General features: G+C 27.3%; 13 protein-coding genes. 7 read left to right on the top strand and 6 right to left on the bottom strand.

Features of this window, described 5'->3' with window-relative positions:
- The first annotated feature begins 230 nt into the window (after positions 1–230).
- The 5 genes from DL91_RS12920 to DL91_RS07460 all read left to right on the top strand — a co-directional run bounded on the left by DL91_RS12920 (position 231) and on the right by DL91_RS07460 (position 13,598).
- Positions 231–3,149: a glycosyltransferase gene (locus tag DL91_RS12920; protein WP_052374293.1), complete on the top strand. Its 2,919-nt coding sequence runs from the start codon at positions 231–233 to the stop codon at positions 3,147–3,149.
- A gap of 30 nt (positions 3,150–3,179) precedes the next feature.
- Positions 3,180–4,415 (top strand): glycosyltransferase family 2 protein, encoded by a 1,236-nt coding sequence (locus DL91_RS07480; protein ID WP_048190921.1) that lies wholly within the window; start codon positions 3,180–3,182, stop codon positions 4,413–4,415.
- 517 nt (positions 4,416–4,932) lie between these two features.
- Positions 4,933–8,526 (top strand): glycosyltransferase, encoded by a 3,594-nt coding sequence (locus DL91_RS07475; protein ID WP_048190920.1) that lies wholly within the window; start codon positions 4,933–4,935, stop codon positions 8,524–8,526.
- Positions 8,527–9,875: 1,349 nt separating this feature from the next.
- A complete protein-coding gene (locus tag DL91_RS12915; RefSeq protein WP_052374291.1) occupies positions 9,876–11,300 on the top strand; it encodes an Ig-like domain-containing protein in 1,425 nt (474 codons plus the stop codon).
- Positions 11,301–11,780: 480 nt separating this feature from the next.
- Positions 11,781–13,598, top strand: a complete 1,818-nt coding sequence (locus DL91_RS07460) for a hypothetical protein (RefSeq protein ID WP_156096047.1) — start codon at positions 11,781–11,783, stop codon at positions 13,596–13,598.
- A 125-nt stretch (positions 13,599–13,723) separates the two neighbouring features.
- On the opposite strand, the gene rfbC is transcribed toward DL91_RS07460, so the two are convergent.
- The 6 genes from rfbC to DL91_RS07430 form a co-directional block, all read right to left on the bottom strand.
- Positions 13,724–14,284: a dTDP-4-dehydrorhamnose 3,5-epimerase gene (gene rfbC / locus DL91_RS07455; protein ID WP_048190917.1), complete on the bottom strand. Its 561-nt coding sequence runs from the start codon at positions 14,282–14,284 to the stop codon at positions 13,724–13,726.
- Positions 14,285–14,320: 36 nt separating this feature from the next.
- Positions 14,321–15,196 carry a glucose-1-phosphate thymidylyltransferase RfbA gene (gene rfbA / locus DL91_RS07450; protein ID WP_048190916.1) on the bottom strand — a complete coding sequence of 292 codons (876 nt, stop codon included), beginning with the start codon at positions 15,194–15,196 and terminating at the stop codon, positions 14,321–14,323.
- Positions 15,197–15,241: 45 nt separating this feature from the next.
- Positions 15,242–16,084, bottom strand: a complete 843-nt coding sequence (gene rfbD, locus DL91_RS07445; protein WP_048190915.1) for a dTDP-4-dehydrorhamnose reductase — start codon at positions 16,082–16,084, stop codon at positions 15,242–15,244.
- Positions 16,085–16,439: 355 nt separating this feature from the next.
- The gene (locus DL91_RS07440; RefSeq protein WP_048190914.1) at positions 16,440–17,144 is read right to left on the bottom strand and encodes a DUF4012 domain-containing protein; all 705 of its coding nucleotides are present in this window, start codon (positions 17,142–17,144) and stop codon (positions 16,440–16,442) included.
- A 425-nt stretch (positions 17,145–17,569) separates the two neighbouring features.
- Positions 17,570–17,914: a hypothetical protein gene (locus DL91_RS07435; RefSeq protein WP_048190913.1), complete on the bottom strand. Its 345-nt coding sequence runs from the start codon at positions 17,912–17,914 to the stop codon at positions 17,570–17,572.
- A gap of 227 nt (positions 17,915–18,141) precedes the next feature.
- Positions 18,142–18,954 (bottom strand): DUF1616 domain-containing protein, encoded by an 813-nt coding sequence (locus DL91_RS07430; protein WP_048190912.1) that lies wholly within the window; start codon positions 18,952–18,954, stop codon positions 18,142–18,144.
- Between the two features lie 835 nt (positions 18,955–19,789).
- On the opposite strand from DL91_RS07430, the gene DL91_RS07425 reads away from it, so the two are divergent.
- Both DL91_RS07425 and DL91_RS12910 read left to right on the top strand, forming a co-directional pair.
- Entirely contained in the window at positions 19,790–20,662 is an 873-nt protein-coding gene (locus tag DL91_RS07425) for an Ig-like domain-containing protein (RefSeq protein ID WP_048190911.1), read from the top strand.
- A 1,056-nt stretch (positions 20,663–21,718) separates the two neighbouring features.
- Positions 21,719–22,993, top strand: coding sequence for a transglutaminase domain-containing protein (locus DL91_RS12910; protein WP_052374289.1), 1,275 nt, complete (start codon positions 21,719–21,721; stop codon positions 22,991–22,993).
- The last annotated feature ends 27 nt before the right edge of the window (positions 22,994–23,020 follow it).

Below are 23,020 nucleotides of genomic sequence, written 5' to 3'. Positions count from 1 at the left end.
AAGATGCTTAAATTAATATTAATTTAATTACCTACCTAATAATATACAGTATTATTATTTTAAAATATTAATGAATAAAATGTATATTATACATATATTCAAAACTTTTATAATATTCAATAAAATTCATATAATTAAATATTACTCAATAATTTTAAAGCAATAATAATTTAACAATACATTTGATAGATTAATTAAAAATAAATTATACTAATTATAAGGGGAAACTTATGGGAAAGTTCAATAATAAACTAAAATCATCTAAAAACTATCTAAGAAATGTTAAAAATGACCTTAGCCGTAGTTTAATTTTAACAAGATATAGAATTGGTTCATTAAAGATTAAAATCTTAAATTTCAAATTAAGGAAAAATCTTAATAAAAAAAAACAAATTACACTGAGTCCTGAACAATTAAAGGAAAAATATGAAAATATTTTAACTAAAAATTTCTCATTGATAGATTTGTATACTTTTAATGATAAAGCACCATTAGTAACTATTATAATAGTAAATAGGAATGGTTCAAACCATTTAAAGAGACTATTTAAAGATTTTAAAGAAAATATTCAATATCCTTCATTTGAAATCATTATTGTTGATAATGATTCTACAGATGATTCAATAAATTATTTAGAAAAACTTTCAGATAGTTTACCTATAACTATTATTAAAAATACTCAAAATAAGTCATTTTCAATTGCAAACAATCAAGCAGCTAATATTGCAAAAGGGGAATATTTATTACTTTTAAATAACGATGTAAAACCTCTTTATGGCTGGCTTAATCAAATGATGCAAACAGCTTTAAAATCAGGAGATATCGGGGCAGTAGGTGCTAAATTGATTTATCCTGACTGTTCAACTTCGGTTCATAACAAAAATAACTCTTTTAAAGTTCAGCACAGAGGAATAGCCTTTAAAAAAGAAGATGGATTCATTAAACCATATAATTTAGTAGACAATGAACCATATGGTTCTGATAATAGTCTAGAACAAGAAAGAGCAGCAGTTACAGCAGCTTCAATGCTTGTAAAGAAAGATATATATTGGGAAGTTAATGGACTAGATGAAAGATACAATTATGGATATGAAGACGTGGATTTTTGTCTTAAACTTATAAAAAGGGGATATAAAAATATTTATTGTCCTAAAGCGTCTCTATTTCATTATGAATTTGGTACACAAGAAAAAAACAATTCAGGAAAAATAATGAAATGGCGCTTTTTTAATATGAGACTATTTAACAAAGAATGGAAAGGCTGGTTGGAGATATGTCTTTTAATTGATAAAATAGACAATAATAAATTGTTTTCAGAAAAACATTTAAAAATAGTTTTTATTATCAGTGAAAGTGGAAAATCTGCTTCTGCAGGAGATTATTTTACTGCACTTGAATTTGGTGAAAGTCTAAAAAAATTAGGCTATGACATAAGCTTTTTGACCAGAAAAGGACCAGTGGATTGGTATAAAGTTGACGAAGATGTTGATGTTTTAATATCTCTTCTAGATGTTTATAATCCTAAAAAAATTAAATGTACTAACAAATCCCTAATTAAAATTGCATGGCCAAGAAACTGGTTTGATAGATGGGTTTCCAATCCGGGATTTTTAGAATATGATATTATCTTTGCACCTAGTAAAACCGCATGTAATTATATTAAAGAAAAAACTAACAGAGAAATTTTTTTATTATCTATAGCAACTAACCCTTCGAAATTTAACTCGAAAGTTCAGCCAAATGAAGAATTAATTTCTGACTACTGTTTTACAGGAAGTTACTGGAACGATCCAAGGGATATCATTGAAATGTTAGAACCAGATGACTTACCATATACATTTAATCTTTATGGGAAAAACTGGGATAAAATTAGTAAATTTAAAGATTATAACAAGGGATTTTTAGTTTACTCAAAGCTTCCAGAAGTTTATAAATCTACAAAAATTGTTATTGATGATGCAAATAGAGTAACAAAAGAATATGGTTCTGTTAACAGCAGAGTATACGATGCTTTAGCATGTGGAACTCTAGTTTTAACCAATGGAAAAATAGGTTCAGAAGAAACTTTTAAAAGCAAATTACCAGTTTTTAGATCTAAAGAAGAATTATCTGAACTAATAACATATTATTTAGAAAACGAAAAGGTTAGATTATCGAAAGTCAGGGAATTACAAAAATTTGTACTAGAAAATCATGTCTATGATAATCGTTCCGAAAAATTAAAGCAAACACTGAAAAAACATATTTTAAAGACAAGAATCGCAATTAAAATACCAGCACCCAACTGGAAAACAGTGTATGAATGGGGAGATTATAACCTGGCATTGGGGTTAAAAAAAGAATTTGAGAAAAAAAATTGTGATGTGTTATTACAAATACTACCAGAATGGGACAGCGAAGAAGATATAGAATATAATGTTGTTCTGGTTTTAAGAGGATTAAGCCAGTATAAACCTAAAAAACAGCACTTCAATATAATGTGGAATATTTCACACCCTGATAAAGTTACTGTAGAAGAATATAATGAATACGATTACGTATTAATAGCTTCAGAGTTTTGGGCTAATAAAATCCGGGAAAAGGTAGATGTTCCTGTTGATGAAATGCTGCAGTGTACAGATCCAGAAGTATTTTATCCAGACTATTCTGAGAAATATAAAAATGAGCTATTATTCGTTGGAAACTCTAGAAAAGTTTTAAGAAAAATAATTAAAGATTTATTACCTACTGATATGGATCTTTCAGTATATGGGACAAATTGGAAAGGACTTATAGATAAAAAGTACATAAAAGGTGAGCACATACCTAATGGGGAATTAAGAAAAGCTTATTCTTCATGTGAAATATTACTCAATGATCATTGGGATGATATGCGTGAAAAAGGTTTTATTTCAAATCGTTTATTCGATGGATTAGCTTCGGGATCATTTATTATATCTGACAAAGTTAAGGGTGCTGAAAATGTTTTTAATGATGCATTAATAACCTATGATACTCCTGAAGAGCTTGAAGACATAATTAAAGAGGTTATAACAAAAGATAAAGAAATGAAGATGTCTGATGAGTATAGGAATATTGTACTTAAAAATCATACCTTTAAAAATAGAACAGAACAAATTTTGAGAATAATAAATTCAAATAACAATTAGCTAAAGCTAACTAATTAAAAGGTTATTGATATGATTAAAAAAATCATTAAAAGGACTGAAACATATAAATCTTTAGAAAATGAAAGTATACACCTAGAAAAACAGTTAAACTACCACAAAACACAAAAGCAGAACATAAAAGAAGAAATTGGTAAATTAAAGAGTCAAAACAAAAATCTTGAAATTAAAAAGACAAATCTTGAAAAAGAAAGATTTGTGTTAAGAAACGAAAAAAAACAACTAGAAAACCAGTTAAACTACCATAAAACACAAAAGCAGAACATAAAAGAAGAAATGGATAGATTGATAGGTCAAAATGATATCATAAAAAAACATTTAAATTATGAAAGAAGTGATAATAAAGCACTAAAAGGCAGGAATAATCACTTAGAAAATGTTAAAAAAAATTATATATCCCTGGTTGAAAATTTAATGGCTGAAAATAAAAGTGTTAAAGACGAATATGCAAAAAATATTGAACCTTCAGCTAATTATAATAAATTAACAATCATTATACCTTATCGTAAAACTGATGATCCCGATCGTGAAGAAAATTTAGTTATAACTCTAAATTATTTGAGCAAAATCGGAATTAAAAATGTGATAATTTCGGAACATTCAAATAATTCTAGTAAAAGCTATTTATTGAAGAGATATGGATCAACTTTTGATTCTTTTACTGTTATTTTTAACAATTCGGATAATAATTTGTTTAATAAATCGTATGCTGTTAATCAAGGGGTTAAATTATTAAAAACTCCATATTTTGGCATTGTTGATACCGATTGTATCACAAAAAAGGAAAATATAGATATGGCAATTTATTTATTGGATAATGGTTTTGACCTTGTACACCCTTTTAATAGAGTTATAAAAGATATAGTGGATAAAGAAAAGTTTACAGAAAAATATGATTTCAAAACTGTTGAATCACCACCTCAATATAGAAAATGGGCAGATGGGGGCATGGTTTTTTGGAAAAAATCTTCTTTTATTTCAATAGGTATGCAAAATGAAATTTTCAGTGGATGGGGAGGCGAAGATAACGAAATAATTATTAGAGCCAATCTATTTGGGTTAAAAAATTATCGGATAGATGATGTACTGTATCATCTCTACCATTACAGGCCATTAAAGATGTCTGAAGTTAATATTGAACAGATTAAAGAGATCAAACAGATTAACACCAAAGAAGAGCTTTTAAAACAAATAAGCGAATGGCCTTGGGTTGTTGATAATTTAAATCATCTTCAACCAAGTGATTAGTAAATTACAATTAGATAGTTTGAGTATTATACCATTATTCTAATAATCTTTTGAAGTAGTAACTCTCTTTAAAATAAAATTTTATGTCGAATTTAGCCCATATTTATGTTTATGTAGATCGAGTAATTTACAGCATTAAATTGAATGTAATTGATAAATTCTGAAGATTTCTTAATTTTTAATTTGATCATCAATTTAAATCTCAATAATTAAAAATGAGAAATGATTGAAAGAATGTAATAATTTTTAATGATTCTAAGGTTTTATTTATTAAATTAAGTAATTTAAATAATAATTAAAGAATATTATCATAATATAAACAGAATATATTAAATATTGATTTGTACAACTATTAATATCTAATTAATCTAAAGAATATTTTAAATCTCAATATCATATAATTTAAAATTATTTCAAAAAACATTGAAAATGAAATAATATTTTTATACAATTGACAGATCATCCAAAAAATAAATTTAACAGCTTAAAATCATATAAAAAATTGTTGAGGAATACAATGAAATATAAAATTAGTGTCATATTACCTATTTTTAATGTTGAAACATATATCAGAGAGTCCTTAGAATCCATTGTAGAACAGACTATTGGTTTTGAGAATATTGAAGTAATAATGGTAGATGATTGTTCATCAGATAAAAGTGGAGAAATAATAGATGAATATTCAAGTAAATATGATAATTTCAACGGCATACATTTGAATGAAAATAGCGGACCTGAAAAAGCAAGGAATGTTGGTATTGAAAACTCTACAGCTGATTATTTGATGTTTTTAGACCCTGATGATTTTTATTCAGGTGATATTTGTGAAACATTATACAATAAAATTATAAAAGAAAATGTGGATATGGTTTTTTGCAATTTTAATTTTTATTCCAATTTAAATTTCAAAAAATATAAGTCAATATTTGGATCACAAGAAATAAAAGTAGATTCAATCGATGAAAATCCTAAATTATTATGTATGCATCCCTCTATATGGACAAAAATATATAAGAAAGAATTTATTTTTAACAAAGATATTAAATTTAATGAGGATGTAAGGGCCGGAGATAGAGTTTTTGTATTGAGAACTTTTTTGGAAGCAAATGGGATTATATATTTACAAAACTATTATGGAACAAATTATAGAGTTAATTTACATGATAGAAATTCTTTTAGTAATCAAATCAGCAAGGAAATCCTCATGGGAAGAATTAGAGGATATGCTGAAATTTATAATATTTTGAAAGAATATAAAAAGGAAGAATATTTCCCTTTAATTTTTGATAACATCAGAGAGTTCTGGACAGATCTATTCATAAAAAGTGAAGCTAATCCTTTAGAAAAAAATGAACTTTTAAAAGGTATAACATTTCTTTTCAAAGAATTTGATAAATATGAAATACCAGTAAATTCACGGAAAAAATATTTAATTCCCCTATTTAATTGTATTCTTCAAGAAGAGTATGAAGATGCCATTTTAATTGCAGATGATTTAAAAGAATTTATTGAAAAGTTTGAAAAAATAGTGAAAGACGAAAATAAATTAAATAAAAATAATTTTCCTGATAGAATGATGAATATTAAAAAAATATTCTCTATTACCATGGTAAAGAATGAAATGGATATTATAGAGTCTTTTATCCGTTATAATACAAATATTTTTGATGGAATGATTATACTTGATAATGGAAGTACGGATTATACTCCGATAATTTTAAGTTTACTTGAAAATGAAGGATTACCCATATATTTATTTGATGATAAAGATAGTGAATTTGATAAAATAGCTAAAATGAACATGCTTCTAAAAAAAGCAGTTGAAGAATATGATGCTGATATTGTTATTCCTTTAGATGCAGATGAATTTATAATTTCAAATAAAGGAGGAAATCCAAGAAAATTTTTGGAAAAATTTGAATCTAATTCCTACTATTCTGTAATGTGGAAAACATATATTCCTTTTTTGGGAAATAAAGAAAATGAGAAATTTATACCTTCTAAAATAACTTATTCTAGAGATGAACAAATAGAAAAGATGGTTGGAGTTCATACTAAAGTAGTTATACCTCAAAATTTGGTGAATAAATATAAGGTTAGGGTAGATAGGGGTAGTCATAATTTAAATTTTAAATCAGATTATAAAGAGCAAATAACACGTGTTTATGATCAAGATTTACGTATAGCTCATTTTCCCATAAGATCTATTGAGCAACTTACTTCTAAGGTTTCAGTGGGCTGGTTAAATGCATTATCAAGTGTTGAATTAAGAAAAACTGATAGTCATCATTGGAAAAAAATGTTTAATCAGCTTAAAAGAAATGGGCGCATTAAAAAGGAAGATGCATTAAAATTTGCATTTGAATATGCTTTGTCTAAGTCTACTTTGGCGGATTTATATGAAAATAATGTAGAAATAACTGCTAAAGAAGATCCAATGGATTTATCTTTTAATAAAAATATTAATTGCATATATTATAAGAATCTTAATCCTATGTCCAATTTGTTGGAGGCATGTGAAAATCTTTCATTAGGATATGTTAATCTAAAGAAAGAATTTTTAAATGGAAATGTATCAAAAAATAAAAACAGATATGAATTAAATAATCAAACTAATAAAAGACCATTAAAACAAAGGCTCTTTTCAGTGTTTCCAAGTTTATATTTTCTGTTACATAATAATCATAGTATAAAACTTGCTTTAATCAATATTAAAGGGTATAAAGCAATTAAAGAGAATAATTTGATGGATATTAATTATTATTTGAAAAATAATGGTGATGTAAGAGTTTCTGGAGCGGATCCTATTATTCACTATATTTACCATGGTTTTAAGGAAGGAAGAAAACCCAACCCCACATTTGATGGTGATCGTTATTTAAAGATGCATAGTGATGTTAAAAATTCAAACATAAATCCGCTTGTACACTATAGCTTATATGGAATGGAAGAAGAAAGAAAAGTTGTAATAAATAAAGAAATAGAAGATAAAAATAATATAGAAGATTTTCCTCAAAAAAATATGGAAAATGATGATAATAATCTCATTAATAAAAATAAAAAAATTTCAATCAAAGTACCAGCTCCTAACTGGAAAGTTGCACATACCTGGGGAGATTATCATTTTGCATTAGCTTTAAAAAAGGAATTTGAAAAAGACAATTATGAAACTGTAATTCATATGGCTGATCAATGGGATCAAGAGGATGATGCAGATATAGTTCTAGTTCTTAGAGGCAGAGTAAAATACAATCCTAAGCCCAATAATTTTAATATAATGTGGAATATCTCCCATCCAGAAATGGTTAGTTTAGAAGAATATAACGAATATGATTATATTTTCATTGCATCTAATAAATGGGCAGATGAAATAAAAAATAAAGTTAATGTACCAGTGGAATCATTGCTACAGTGTACAGATCCTGATTTGTTTTATAATGAACTATCAAAGGAATATGAACATGATCTTTTGTTTGTTGGTAATAATCGGAAGAATGTGGTTAGAAAAATTATTAAAGATTTGTTACCAACGGAAAGAGATTTCTGTTTATATGGAGATCATTGGGACGGTAAAATTGAATCTAAATATTATTATGGAAACCATATTGATAATAAGGAACTTCATAAAGCATATTCCTCATCTAAGATATTACTTAACGATCATTGGGATGATATGCGGGAAAATGGATTTATATCCAATAGGATCTTTGATGGTTTTGCAGCTGGAGCATTTATTATATCTGATGAAATAAAAGGTGTTAAAGAAATTTTCGGAGATTCCTTAGCTACATATTCAAATAGAGAAGATCTTAATAATTTAATAGATTATTATTTAAATAATCATGAGGAAAGAGAAAAAATTATAGAAGATTGTAAAAATATTGTTTTAAAAAATCATACTTTTGAAAATAGAGCTAAACGCATATTAGAAATAATTCCGAATAATTTGGAAATAAAAAATAATAAAAAAAATACAAAAATTGAATCTTTTTTAATAGCTTTTGGTGATGTATATTGGGAAAATCAAGAGAAAACAGATCAATCTTTAAAAAGAATTGAAGAAAACCAGAAGAAGATAGTTCAGCTTATAAAAAAACATGAGGAAGATTAAAAGATTCTATGTTTATAACGGCAATGAATGGATTCTAAATTTGATAAAGGAAACCATTTTTTATGGGTTTTTAGATTTGTTTATAATAATTTGAAGCAATAATGCTGTATATAATATGATGAATTGGCTGAAAAAGAGAAGTCATTTTAAAATTGCATGATTAAAAGAACTAGACTATTTTATTGATGCTGAAATTTAGAAAGCTGAAATTAGAAAAACAATTTAATTCTTACAAACACAGGAAATTAGTTTAAAGTGATGTTTTAAAAAAATATTAAATGATATATCTCCTAAAAATATTCTTGAAGTAGAACTATGGTTAAAGTAACTAGAGAAGAAAATAGATTTACTAATAAGATGCAAATATTAATGGACTTGCATCAGTTGCAAATACAAAACAATTTTAAGAAAGAAGATAAAATCAATTTATAATTTAAATATTCTTTTTTTGATATTGAGGCGGATTAATATGTCATTTTTTAAATATTGTTATTATTAACTTTTTATATCTTTTTAGGAGTTAATTATATATTGGCGGTTGTTCTTGCATTATTTAGCAGTTTATGTTTTTTCAGAGGCCATGATTGTAGTTTTAAGAGAATATGAAATAGTTCATTCTTTTTTAATATATTTAGGATTGAAGATGCTTTTCAAAAGAATAATATATATTTTTTCATCGAATTTATGGTTAGTGAAAATGATTTTCGGAAAACTCAAAAGAAATATAGATATAGTACAGGTAAACCAACTTATTCTTGGGCGCATGATTATCAGATATTTATTATGGCTTCTTTCGGATGGTGTTTTCTGATCAAGGTAAATTATGAACTTAAAAGTTAAAATTAGTTTATATGTACTTATCTGGCGTTGAATCACAAGGAAAAATGGACTCAAAAAAATGGAAAAAATTTCAAAAACCAACAAATTGACAACGCAAAATATCATAATGATTATGATATATTTAAATTGGACCTATACAACAAATATATAACCTAGTTATTTCATAATTTAAACATAAATTCAAGTATACTGAATGTTAATATATAAATCAGGTAAATCTAAGAGTTTAAGACAAATTCTATCGACTCATAATTACTTGTATACAATTTTAAAAAATTATGTGGTTTCAATAAGCTAATAAGCAATAGATGTTCAAAAAAAAACTAATTGATCGTATGATTATGGATGATACAAATGATTAAATGGTTTTATTGCATATATGTCTCAAATGGTAATTGAAACATTAATAACCATGAATGGTACTCACAAATAACTAATTCAAGCTAATCATATACGTCAAGGTAATAAAAAGAAATGTTATCCTAATTAATAATCTAAGGTAAGTTTTTATGAAAAAAAATATATTTATCTTTACTGTTGTTATAATTGTAGTCTTTCTATGTATGGGTGCTGTTTCAGCATCCAATGTAAGTAATACATCAGTAACAAAAACTGTTAATATTTCTAAAAAAATTGTAACTGTTGACAATACAACTTCTAAGATAGTTAATGATTATGGATGTTGTTCTGTTTTGGTACATATTAAAAGTGGATATGTATATGCTTTTAGAAGAGATTCTCCTAATACAGGAGACCTTCGTATCCAACATTCAACATGGTCTGGTAAAGATGTCATCAAGGAATATAAGATAGATAATGGTTTCATCCACACTATAATCTCAGGTGATGGTTGGATAGTTGGTTATGGCGGATATTTAAATAGAGAACTTGTGGATCTCACAGAAAGAACTATGGTATCGGGACATATAACCCAAACGACTTTAGATAATGCTTACAGTATTATGAGGAACGAAAAGGAAGGACATTTTGTTATCAAGTCCCCTGATGATTACGTAGGTTTAGTAATCTATAATGGCTATAGTACTAAAAAAACTCTGTTTAAAATGGGTATTGGTCAATATGTCTGTGTACCAAATGGTCCTAGCTATTATAGAAGTGGTTATACTTCCACGGTTGATCCTGTTGCTTTTGCTATAAATTTAGAGTCTACAGATAAATTTGGGGTTAACAGACGTAATATAATAACCTACCAAGTCAGGAACACAATTTATCCAACACAAGTAAAGATATGGGCCTCAACATGTGGAACTACCCCGGATAATATAATTTTTGGAAGCAATACAACAGAAAAATACACCATACCTACCATACCCAACAAAATATACATAGGACAAGTAAGACTAACTGATACAAGTCCGCCTACAGCAGTCGCTAACCCTAACGGAGGTTTTTATAAAACCTCTAAAAGTGTCACTTTAAAAATGAGTGAACCAGGAATAATTTACTACACTAAAAATGGAACAGCACCAACAACATCTAGCACAAAATATACAGCCCCCATAACCATTAAAGCTACAACAACATTAAAATTCTTTGCAAAAGACCTCGCAGGCAATAAGTCTCCGATATATTCACGAACTTATACTATTGACAAGGTGGCACCTAAAGTTTCTTCAACCTCACCAGCCAATAAAGCGACTGGAGTGTCGTTAACATCTCCAATAACTATAAATTTCAGTGAAAAGATATTGGCAGGAACAAATTATTCTAAAATCTATATAAAAAACCTCATAACTGGCAAGATTGTGTCTATTAGTTCGAAAACTCTGAGTGGTAACATTTTAAACATAAAAATGGCTAAAAGCAGATTACATAATGACACATACCAGGTTTATATACCCTCAGGAGCAATCAAAGACATAGCAGGAAATAACATGGCAGTTGTCTACACATTTACATTCAAAACAGCCTAAATTTATGGTTTAAAAATTAAATTAAAATATTGATTGATTATTATTGGAATAATAATGATCACCAAAAAAAGGATTTAGAACAAATAAAATATTGTTTTAAAGAAATCATACTTAAAAAAGAGCTAACGTATTTTAACATCATCTTTAATAATCAAAAACCAGGATGAAACCTGAAATAAATTTGATTATAGTAAGTTTGAGTCTTTTTTAATGCATTTGTTTAGGTTTATGGGAGAATCAAGGATAAATTTGAGCAGTCTATTAAAAAAAAATAAGAAAATGAATAAGTCTATCGAAAAGTATTAAAAATCAGGAAAACAGTTTTAAATATTTATGAGGAAAATCAGGAAAAAGACAAATTCTGAAAAATATTCCAATTTTTTACATTGCTTTTGGATAAATCTTAATGCAAAATTATTATTTTAATTGGATTAAAAGAGAATGAATCTTGAGGAGGACTAAGGTATTATGCATTTTATTTTGATTTCTAAAAAAGAATTTTTTAAGGATGAAATGATTAATGATAAACTATTAAATTCATCTAATGCACCTACATTAATATCCAAGGAAGCAGTTAAATTTGAAATTAATAATTTTTTAATCTATATTTATCCATACAATCACGTTGATGATGAGATTAATGGATATTCATATTATTGTGATGATAATAAATTTTTATTATGTAATGGACTAGTTAATGTTAATGGTTCTTTGCGAAATCCAGATATAATCAAATTCTTTAAGGATCTAGAGTTATCAGAATTAATAGGACATTACCAACTTATTTCAATTGATAAGACTGGAAATGGCTTCGTTAAAACTCCTTCTATTAGTACAAAACAATTATTCTTATATGAAGATGAAAATTGTTCAATTTTAGCAACTGAAATTAATTTAATCGTTGATGGTGTCCAAAAATTTAGAGAAAAAACTTTTGCAAACCATTATGATCCTGATTTTATCAAGGATGTCTTATTTAATGAGTGGGGTGGACGTAAGTATCCTCGACACAGTATTTTTAAAGAGATAAAAAGAGTATTTCCTCATGATATTAAGTATTTTGAGAATGGTAAAATCATAATTGAAAGAAAAGAGTCTATTGATGTGCCAAAGAAGTTTATAAATGCATTTAATAATGATAAAGATCATTTATATGATGATTATATTAAATTTGTAATGAATTTTACAGAAATAAATTTAGCCAATTTAAAATTAAATATTGATAAAATTATATTAGGATTAACTGGCGGATTTGATTCAAGATTAGCAGCAGTTGTTCTTTCTATTGTATGTAAAAAACTTCAGATTCCCTTAATTTTTTATACATCTGGTCAGGATACTCATCCAGATGTAATTATTGCCAAAAAAGTCGCGGAGGCTCTTGATATAGAACATTTCCATCATGATTTGCCGGATAATGGTTTTCCGAATTCTAATACATATGATGATTATGCTTTAACTTTCTATTTGGGTCATGGTGATTGGAATTCAAAAGATTTTGTATCATATTTTGAAAGAAAAATTTCATCAAGAGTATCTCCATTGACTGATGATCTAATCACTACCCATGCTCCAGGTATTTATCCTGTAAATGAGTCTGAAGTGTTTCAGCAGGGAATGGTTGCTTATAGAAGAACTAAAATAGATAGCGTAATTCGTGATAGTATATGGACTGCAAGGAGAGTTCATTATTATCAAAATTTCACTATACCTTTATTTTTTACTGATTGTGAGTTATGGTTTGGATTATTATATGGTGAAGTTGTTGCAGATAATGGAAAAGATGATGCATATAAAGAATTTGTTTATGAAGTATTAAAGCGTATTGAACCTAGATTGTTAGATATACCATTTGCAGGAGATTCATTACCTCAAGTTAAGGTAAAACCTTATTTAAGAATAGAGGATTCTAAACATCATGACAGAGAACCATTTTTGTGGGACTATGAATATGTTAAGGAAAATCTGAAACCAATATTAACAAAAAATTTAGATGAATTAGATCATACCGAGAAATCATTTTTAAAGCTTGCAGGATTAAATGAATTAGATTACTTTTTTAATAAAAAAATAAGTGAGATCATTAAATCTTATCAAGAAAAAAAGATTGATTTAGAGGAATGTTTTAGAAGATTATTAAGGGAAAGATCTCCAAAAAATTATCCTCATTCTAAAAGTATGATGAAAAGGACTAAAAAAAGTGATAAATATATCAACAAGATGCAAATACTAATGGATTTTGCTTCTGTAGCAAATAAAAAATCATTTCAAGAAATTGAAAAAGATATTGGGGTATGAATGTTTTTTATTTTTTTTTAATTTCTAATAATATTTTATTTTAAAATTGGTTAAACAACTTGATTTTTAAGAAAAATAAGATAAAAAAAAGGTATACTAAATATATACCAGCATATTCAATTTATTCATTTAAAATCAGTGATTGTTTCTTTCAATGTTTTTAATTGTTTATCTTTGTCAGATAACATAATTTCATTAATATCCTCAACTGGCCATTCAATATCTATGTCTGGGTCATTCCAGAGAATTCCACCTTCATCGTCTGCATCGTAAAAGTTGGTGCATTTATATGTAAATTCAGCTTCATCTGATAAAACCACAAAACCATGTGCAAATCCCTCGGGTATATAGAATTGTTTTTTATTTTTGTCAGATAGAATAATTCCTGTCCATTTTCCGTATGTTGAAGAATTCTTTCTTAAATCTACTGCTACGTCAAAGACTTCGCCTTTTATTACACGAACCAACTTACCTTGTGGGTGGGTATATTGAAAATGAAGCCCTCTAAGAACTCCTTTTTGAGATTTAGATTGATTATCTTGAACAAATGTAGCAGCAATCCCGGCATCTTCAAATTCTTTTGCATGGTATGTTTCCATGAAATAGCCACGTTCATCACCAAATACAGTAGGTTCTATAACATATACTCCTTCAATAAATGTTTTCAAAAATTTAAATTTACCCATTAATAAATCTCCTTTAAATTGATTTAAATAATATTATTACCTTTCTTGATCTTTAATTAAATCTATAAGATATTCTCCATAATCAGTTTTTTTCAAAGTTTTAGCCAATTTTGAAACCATTTTACTGTTAATCCATCCATTTTGATATGCAATTTCTTCTAAACATGCAATATAAAACCCTTGTCTTTTTTGTACAACTTCAACAAAATTACTGGCTTCTAAAAGCCCCATATGCGTCCCTGTATCGAGCCAGGCCATCCCTCTACCTAATAATTCAACTTTTAATTGGTTTTTCTTTAGATAAGCATCGTTAATCGAAGTTATTTCAAGTTCACCACGTTTGGAAGGTTTAATATTTTTTGCTATTTTTACTACTGAGTTATCGTAGAAATAAAGACCTGGAACTATATAATTTGATTTAGGATTTTCTGGCTTTTCTTCTATAGAAATGACATTACCCTTTTTATCAAATTCAACTACTCCAAATGGTTTAGGATCTCGAACATAGTATCCGAAAATGATTGCCCCATCTTTTAAAGAAGCTGCCCTTTTCAATATCTCACTAAATCTGTGTCCGTGGAATATATTATCTCCAAGCACCAGAGCTACATTATCATCATTAATAAAATCTTCTCCTACAACAAACGCATCAGCAAGTCCACGTGGTTCATCTTGAATTGCATAGGAAAAGGATACTCCAAGGTCACTACCATCACCAAGCAATTCTTCATAACGTGGCAGGTCATTTGGTGTTGAAATAATTAATATTTCCCTTATTCCTGCAAGCATTAGAACTGATAATGGATAATAAATCATAGGTTTATCATAGATTGGAAGTAACTGTTTTGAAACTGCTTTGGTGATCGGATAGAGTCTTGTTCCGGATCCTCCTGCAAGTATTATTCCCTTCATTTTTTACCCCCTATTTATCCATAGTCTTAAAAACTGAATTAGAACTTAAAGTTTAAGTAATTTCATATAATCTGCTAAAGCCTGTTTATAATTTCGAATCTTTGGATATCCTTCCATTTTCCAGTTATAATTCTCTAGAACCGAATATTTTGGTCGAGGAGCTGGTCTTGGAAATTCTTCAGTTGTTACTGGTTTTAACTCTACGTCAACATTGGCTTGTTTAAATATTTCTTTGGCGAAATCATACCATGAACAATTATCACTGTTGGTGATATGATAAATCCCATATGATGACCTTTTGATTAAAAGGGCAATAGCTTTAGCCAAATCCACAGTGTATGTAGGTGATCCTATCTGATCGTTGACAACAGATATGGTATCATTAGTTTTAGCTAAATTTAACATGGTAGCCACGAAATTGGGACCGTTGTAACCATAGAGCCAAGCAGTTCTAACAATGTAAAATTTATTTAAAATATCACGGACATATAATTCACCTGTATGCTTAGTTTTTCCATAAACACCTAATGGTTTGGTTTCATCATATTCATAATATGGAGTTTTATTGGTACCATCAAAAACATAGTCGGTGCATATGTATACCATTGCACAATCTGCTGCTTGACAAGCAACAGCAACATTTCTAGTGCCTATGGCATTTACTTTGTATGCAAGATCAGGATTTGATTCACTTTCATCTACGTTAGTAAAAGCAGCTGCATGAATTAATACATCAGGATCATTTTCTTTCACAGTTTTGATTGTTTTACCAATATCTGTAATATCTAAAGTATCGATTGTAGTGGTGCTTACTTGGTGTTCAGCAGATAAAACATCTACTAAATCATGTCCTAACATACCCTCTGAACCGATAATCATTATTTTCATTTTTACACCTCTATAAATATTATATTAATCAGATATATCATATTAATTTTTTTTATATTACAATTTTTGACATGGATTATTATTTAAAACGGAAATCAATTTAATAAGTGTTCATAAATACCTTTTTATTTTGATTTATTAATTAATACCACTATTGGTTGTTATATAATGTCTTAAGAAAAATCTTAATATAAATTTTAATGTATTTGTATATTATTTTTATTAATATTTATAAACCAAAAAAATTTACTATATTTCTTTGAAAATTATATTTTTGAATATATATTATATTTCATATTTTAATGTATATTTTTATTAACATATTTAAAAAAAAAATTAAAAAAAATTCATTTAATTAAAAAATGGCATTAATGCCTTTGGATATTGCGAACTGAGTAAACAATGAACTTGGCACCACAGCTATATTTCCTTTAATATATTGATCAGCTGCTATTTGTGCGAGTGTAGAATATTTACTTGGGTCTTTTGTTGCATTTAAAATTGGTTTCATTATGGATTCCACTGCACTGCCCCTTGTCATTCCACCATTGTTTTGTTCGGCTCTCAGGAATTGAATTGAGTTACCTGTGACTGTTCCTTGGCCGGGTACGTTGATTGGACCAATAGCTGTTATCATTGTATCGATAGCATCTGGTGTTATCATAACAACAGCATCTGTTTTGATTCTTGTATTTGCTGGAACAGTCTCTTGAGCTAATTTAGCCCCAACTGCAGGGTCCGCATCCCATAATGTGTCATGAAGCATTAATCTACCTGTTCCGGCTCCTGATGGTTCCATTGCTGTTGGATGCATCATCCCGCCGGGATAGATTGGTGTAATATTTTTCACATTACCGTCTATTGTATTTACAGCAAAAGCCATGTCAACCCCTCCCATACCAGGTCGTGGTTCTGAAGGATCTACTGTTAATAATAGTAGAGTATGGTTTCCTTTCATAACATTGGTTGATGCTGGCTGTTCATATTGATAAATTACAAAACCCGCTGCAATTATTATTAATGCTAATACAATAATCAACAATATTTTCTTTATACTCATCTTTCCACCAAATTCTTTTTTTTTATTTTTTTTATTTTTTTGTCTTCTTTTTTTGAATTTTAATGTTTATTAATATTATATGAAAAGAATATATTTATAATTGTTGAGAATTCAAATTTTACTTTAAAATGTACAAGTATTATATGAACTTCATTGTAATAATTGAACAATTTAACATATTATATATGTACTATCTTGAAACTGGAATAAATTTAATTTATTGTATTTTTTTTACATTCCTAGAGAAATTTAGGTTAAAATGTTAAAGTTACAAATTAAAATGAATGAATATATCCTAAATATGGAAACAGAAGCAAAAAATATTCTCTTATTTCTACTTTTTTTTTAAATTAAAAATTCTAATAAAAAAGTAGATAAAAAAAATTAACGTAATTTTAAATTATATGAAAATAAATCCCACAAAATTATGGAATACTATTGTTGGTAGGTTCTATAGGTTCTACTGGGATATTTGGGTCTACTCCAGTTGTGTTATCAGTAGGAGTAACTGAATTTGTTGGATTGTTTGTTGGATAATAGTTATTGGTATTTGTAGCAACTTGAGAATTTTGAGTATTTATGGAATCAGGTTGATTTTGGATTGTTGTATTGTTATATGTCTGGTTTAAAGTGGAATTATCTGTTTGATTCATTAAAGGAGATGCAATATCTGTTTTCAGACCAGATGCATTGGGAAATATGTATAAGGCCAAGCCTAAAATTAATATTATTGGTATCAATGCCGCCATTAGTTTATAATCTTTATTCATGTTATCTACCGACCAATAATTCTCTTTATAACCTATAAACAAGTCTATTATTAATGGTATATAATATTTACTCAAAAAATTCTTTTTAGAGTTTATTTAAGATACATATATATTCATACAACTATTTGATATTACGATTAATGGATAAATAAATTTCAAATTCCAATAATTTTCAGAAATTATTGTTGGATTAGTACATTTGAAATATTATTCCTGATTCAGAGGGCTTAGGATTTGAGTACCTTTAATCTTCTGATATGGCTATATATCCCTAAAATCAGGGTTAAAAATATTAAGACAAACGATATTGAGTTAACACTGATCCCATATTTTGTATAATTCAATACAAATCCAATAATGGCTGATGTTGGTAAGCTTAAACAAATACTTAAACCTAAAATTATTCGTAGGTCCATTTGTTTTGTCTTAGGAATAAAAACAGTAAGAATTACATATCCAGATAATAAAATCATATATAAAGATCCTAGAATGTTGTGTACTATTCCAATATTCAAAGAATGAATGAAAAACGTTGATAATGTAAATATTGAGAGCAGATCAATCATAATAAGGTCTTTATTATAGCCTAAATTGAGATTTGTACGCTTTTTTTGGGGTGATTTTTTTTCTGGGCTTTTTTGAGATCTAGTTATTTCTGCAGGTCTACCGCCTGATTTGTAGTAGCAAATTCTACGAATATAAGCGGATATTGATAAAAACATTGTAATTATGGATAAAGCCATAACCAATAAAAATAAGTTAAAGTCTAATATTGAAAACTTCAATATTAAACTTACAGCCAAAATGATTAGTACACTGAATTCCAGAATTAATACAGGTTTATGTAGAATATGATTATAATTCTCTTCAGGTCTTAACAATGATATTATTGAGTAACCAATGAAGAGGAATAATAAGATTAAAAATCCTACTTCAATTATAAATTTTCCATAATTAAGATTAGGAAATGATATTATCAATATATAAATTGCAGTTAGCAAAAAAATAATACCTAGATCCTTAGATAGTAAATGTTTCATATTTTATTTCTCCATTTATTTAAATTATAATTCTAGTTATTTTTTTGCAAACCTTTGATTAAATGTTTCTATTCCTAGTTTAAAAAATATTCAACGGATTCGGTATCTGAATTTTAATTTAACTAATATTTAAAATTTATAGTCAATTTGAATTGATATTATATAAGGATTTATATGTTAAAGGTTCTATTATTTAAATTCATATTTTTTATAATAAATTACACCTATATTAATTTATTACTAAACAACATCATTATCAATTTACTGTTATTAATTGAAAGAAATATTAATACACCTATTATATGATGAATTTATTAGAGTAATTACAGCAATTAACTAATCTATGTATAATATATAAGCATTTATTCGATTCATTTTTAGAGTCTTTAAATCGCCAATTATCAAAATTGGGTTCATAATTTCCAGTTCTTTTTAAAAGCATAGGATAACTTATTAATCACCATAAAAATTGTCAATGAATCGTTTCTAATCAATACGGGTAACTTAACAGGTTTTATCATGATTGCAAAGTATATGCGTAATTAGTAAAAGGATTTAATGCTGTTAATTTACAGATATACCGTTTTAGATAACCTTATTTGTTAAAAATACCAACAGAGTAGGCTTATCCATAATATAATATATCAATAAGTTCATAGCTTGTCTTAAATTAATAAAACAGCCGTGTGACTGTCTTTTTTGGAGCATTAAATCAAAACCTTTATATGTGATATTAAAGTGACTATTGATTAGACTGATAAGCATCATTAAGAAAACTTGTTTGATGTTTATTAGGTACGGAGGCGATAGAATTAAGCGAAAATTGTTTTTATCAGTGCTATTGATATTTGGTGTAGCACTAATTTTAAATGTAAATACATCTGCAGCAACTACTGTTGGAGATAATGTCACAGTTGATCATTCATCCCCTAAAGTAACAGATGTAAGTCCTGCTAAAAAAGCAGTCATAAAAGATACTTCAAATATTCAAGTAAAATTCAATGAAAAAATAACAGCTGGAAATAATTTGATTTATCTAAAAGATGGTGAAACAAAGATTTCCATTAAGAAAACTTACAGTGGTAACACATTAACCATAACACCTACAAATGCATTAGCATCTGGAGTTAAATATACAGTATTCCTAAGTAGGGGCAGTGTATCTGACCTTTCAGGAAATAAGAATGTTGCTTTTTCTTACAAATTTACTGTATCACCAATTAGTGTGGCTCAGATGAAAGATGGTATTTCCAGAGCAGAAAAATTCTATGCAAGTAATGGAAGATTACCTAACACTGTGAAATATGGTTCTAATTTAATACCAATTGCAAAATTCCAGAAAATCATAGCAACTCAGGGATTATCTATTAAGAAACCAAAACTTGTAGCATCAACTACAAGCCTTGCTTCTATAATGAGAGCAGCTTCTAAATTCAGCTACAGTGGTGCAGCAAGTACAGCTGAGGGCATGATTGCACATGGTAGTGGTGACTGTTGGGCAATGAGTGATTATCTTTACAAGAGAATGAATGCAGCAGGTATGAAATCCCGAATACTTCAGTACTCAACTGCTTACTCAAGCAGACACAGATCAGTTCAATACTTCTCAAACGGCTCATGGCAAGATGCACCATACAGAACATACTTCTCAACAAATATGTTCAACAACACACAAAGTTATGGAACAGTTATAGCGTGTAACGTTTAAACTAAATCATTTTTTTTTTTTAATATGTATTTTTCAATTTTAAATGATTTTTCTATATTCTGCTTATCTTTTTTAAAACATCATTAATTTCTAAAAATATAATTTAGAATTAAAGCTTGTTTTTATAAAATTTTTTTATAATTTGTTTAATATCAAATATTGTCATCAATATCTATATGCCTTACATTGGAAATGAAGATGAAAACAAACTGGACTATTAGTTTACATCATTGTTCATTTAAAGAGCATGCTATTTTGTTAAGATGGGTATATTAATTATAAATCATCCTATTGAACTAAAATTCATTGAATCAATATACCAATTAATTTTTTGTGGTTTTTAAAAATTTATCAGTAAAATATATATAAAAATTAATATCACTAAATTATAATTAAAAAAAAATCATACGGAAGAAGATGGTTTGTCAATCCAGAAGATCACCTACTAAATGGACATGGATATTCAAATGGAAAAATAATTACAGTAAAATAGTTGGCAATATCAAAATTATTTAATTAAATAAATCTGAATAATAATAATAATAATAATAATAATAATAAAATTAATCAGGTTATACAAATATTTTTCTTGATATTTTTTATTTTGTGAATTGTAAAGTTTTCATTAATAATTTGATTTGGCTTATACTCAAAAAATAATATCTCATTTTTAAATTCAAATCCAAAAAATCTCAAAAATAAAATTCAGCCATTATATGATATTTAATATTTGTTTTTAGTTAATCGAAATAGTAAAAAGTTGATAATAAAAGTCCTTAATTATTAGATGTTACTTCCAATAAAATATTAATAAACTCAAATAAGTTTTTTTCTATTTTTTTTGAACAAATATTTATATGATAATCCCATTAAATTTAATATAAGAATTGTTTAATTTGTTGATCTAACCTTGGGGGAGGTATAATTAAACAAAAGTTATTTTTATCGTTACTGTTATTATTCAGTTTAACATTAGTATTAAATTTAAATATAAGTTCTGCAGCAACATCTTCTTCATCAGGATCTGATGAAATTAATAATCCGGATATAACTGGCTTGCAATATTCAGATCATAATAATGATATGGGTGTGGAAAACAATAGAGCTATTAAGAATAATAAAGTTGTACCAACTGTTTTGGATTCTCATTACAACATAACTACATCAGCTAACGAACCAAATAGTGATGAAATATCGGATATTAATATAACACAATCTGCATCAAATTATAAACCAAACTATCTGAAATATGTCACTTTCACTGTAAAACTAAATAACAATGGACCAAATACTGCAAGTAATATTAATGTAAGCTATTTATTAAACCATAATTATCTTAAATGGATTTCTGATGATGGTAAAGGTTCATATAATTATATAACTGGTATATGGTCTGTACAAACGCTAACAAATAATACAAATATCATTCTACATGTTACTGCACAGATTATTAAATCAAATATCAACATTACCAATACTGCATTTTACAAATCAGGATCAACCACAGATCCAAATACACTTAATAACATTGCTGTAACCCAGTTAAGTGTTCCTTCATCTGCAGATATCTGTATATATCATACAGCATCAAATTACAATCCAAAGTACCTTCATCATATTTGTATAATAATTCAAGTGAGAAATAAAGGACCTAATAATGCACAGAATTTAGTTATAAATTCTGGTTTAAACCCCAATCTACTTAAATACATTTCATGTTATGGAAATGGTCATTATAATTATAAAACAGGTATTTGGACAATATCTACATTGAAAAGTGGTTCTGTAAACACAATACATATTTATGTAAAGGTAATGGCCTTTAAAACCGTTATAAACAACATAGTTAGTTATCAACCAAATACATATGATTCATCTTTAAAAAATAATAAAGCAGGAATATCATTAACTGTTCCCAGTTTAACTATATCTACACTTGCAGCATCATTATCCATTGGAACCAAATCTAAATATGAGGAAGCAGCGAAAATTTTTAATTGGGTAAGAGATTATGTTGATTATTCATTCTACTATGGGACAAGATACGGTGCTTCTGGTACATTGAAGTTATTAAAGGGTAACTGTGTAGATCTTTCACGTTTAATTGTTTCATTAGCAAGGGCTTCAGGACTTTCAGCACGATACAAATATGGAACTTGTTACTTCTACAAAAGCCAGGAATGGATCAGTCATGTTTGGACTAATATCTATGTTAATGGTAAATGGTATGCAGCAGATGCAAGTAATAACATAAACAATTTTGGAGTAATAAAAAACTGGAATATTTCTAATTTCATATTAAATGGGGTTTATAATACATTACCTTTCTAACAATTGTTTATAATTTTAAAAATATAG

Origin of the sequence: Methanobacterium sp. SMA-27 (genome assembly GCF_000744455.1) — an archaeon.
GTDB lineage: Archaea > Methanobacteriota > Methanobacteria > Methanobacteriales > Methanobacteriaceae > Methanobacterium_B.
Note: the sequence above shows the minus strand (reverse complement) of the source record. Positions and strands in the feature narration are given on the sequence as shown.

Coding starts and splice junctions, on each gene's coding strand:
- DL91_RS12920 (WP_052374293.1), top strand. CDS start 231: ATGGGAAAGTTCAATAATAAACTAAAATCATCTAAAAACTATCTAAGA.
- DL91_RS07480 (WP_048190921.1), top strand. CDS start 3,180: ATGATTAAAAAAATCATTAAAAGGACTGAAACATATAAATCTTTAGAA.
- DL91_RS07475 (WP_048190920.1), top strand. CDS start 4,933: ATGAAATATAAAATTAGTGTCATATTACCTATTTTTAATGTTGAAACA.
- DL91_RS12915 (WP_052374291.1), top strand. CDS start 9,876: ATGAAAAAAAATATATTTATCTTTACTGTTGTTATAATTGTAGTCTTT.
- rfbC (WP_048190917.1), bottom strand. CDS start 14,284: ATGGGTAAATTTAAATTTTTGAAAACATTTATTGAAGGAGTATATGTT.
- rfbA (WP_048190916.1), bottom strand. CDS start 15,196: ATGAAGGGAATAATACTTGCAGGAGGATCCGGAACAAGACTCTATCCG.
- rfbD (WP_048190915.1), bottom strand. CDS start 16,084: ATGAAAATAATGATTATCGGTTCAGAGGGTATGTTAGGACATGATTTA.
- DL91_RS07440 (WP_048190914.1), bottom strand. CDS start 17,144: ATGAGTATAAAGAAAATATTGTTGATTATTGTATTAGCATTAATAATA.
- DL91_RS07435 (WP_048190913.1), bottom strand. CDS start 17,914: ATGAATAAAGATTATAAACTAATGGCGGCATTGATACCAATAATATTA.
- DL91_RS07430 (WP_048190912.1), bottom strand. CDS start 18,954: ATGAAACATTTACTATCTAAGGATCTAGGTATTATTTTTTTGCTAACT.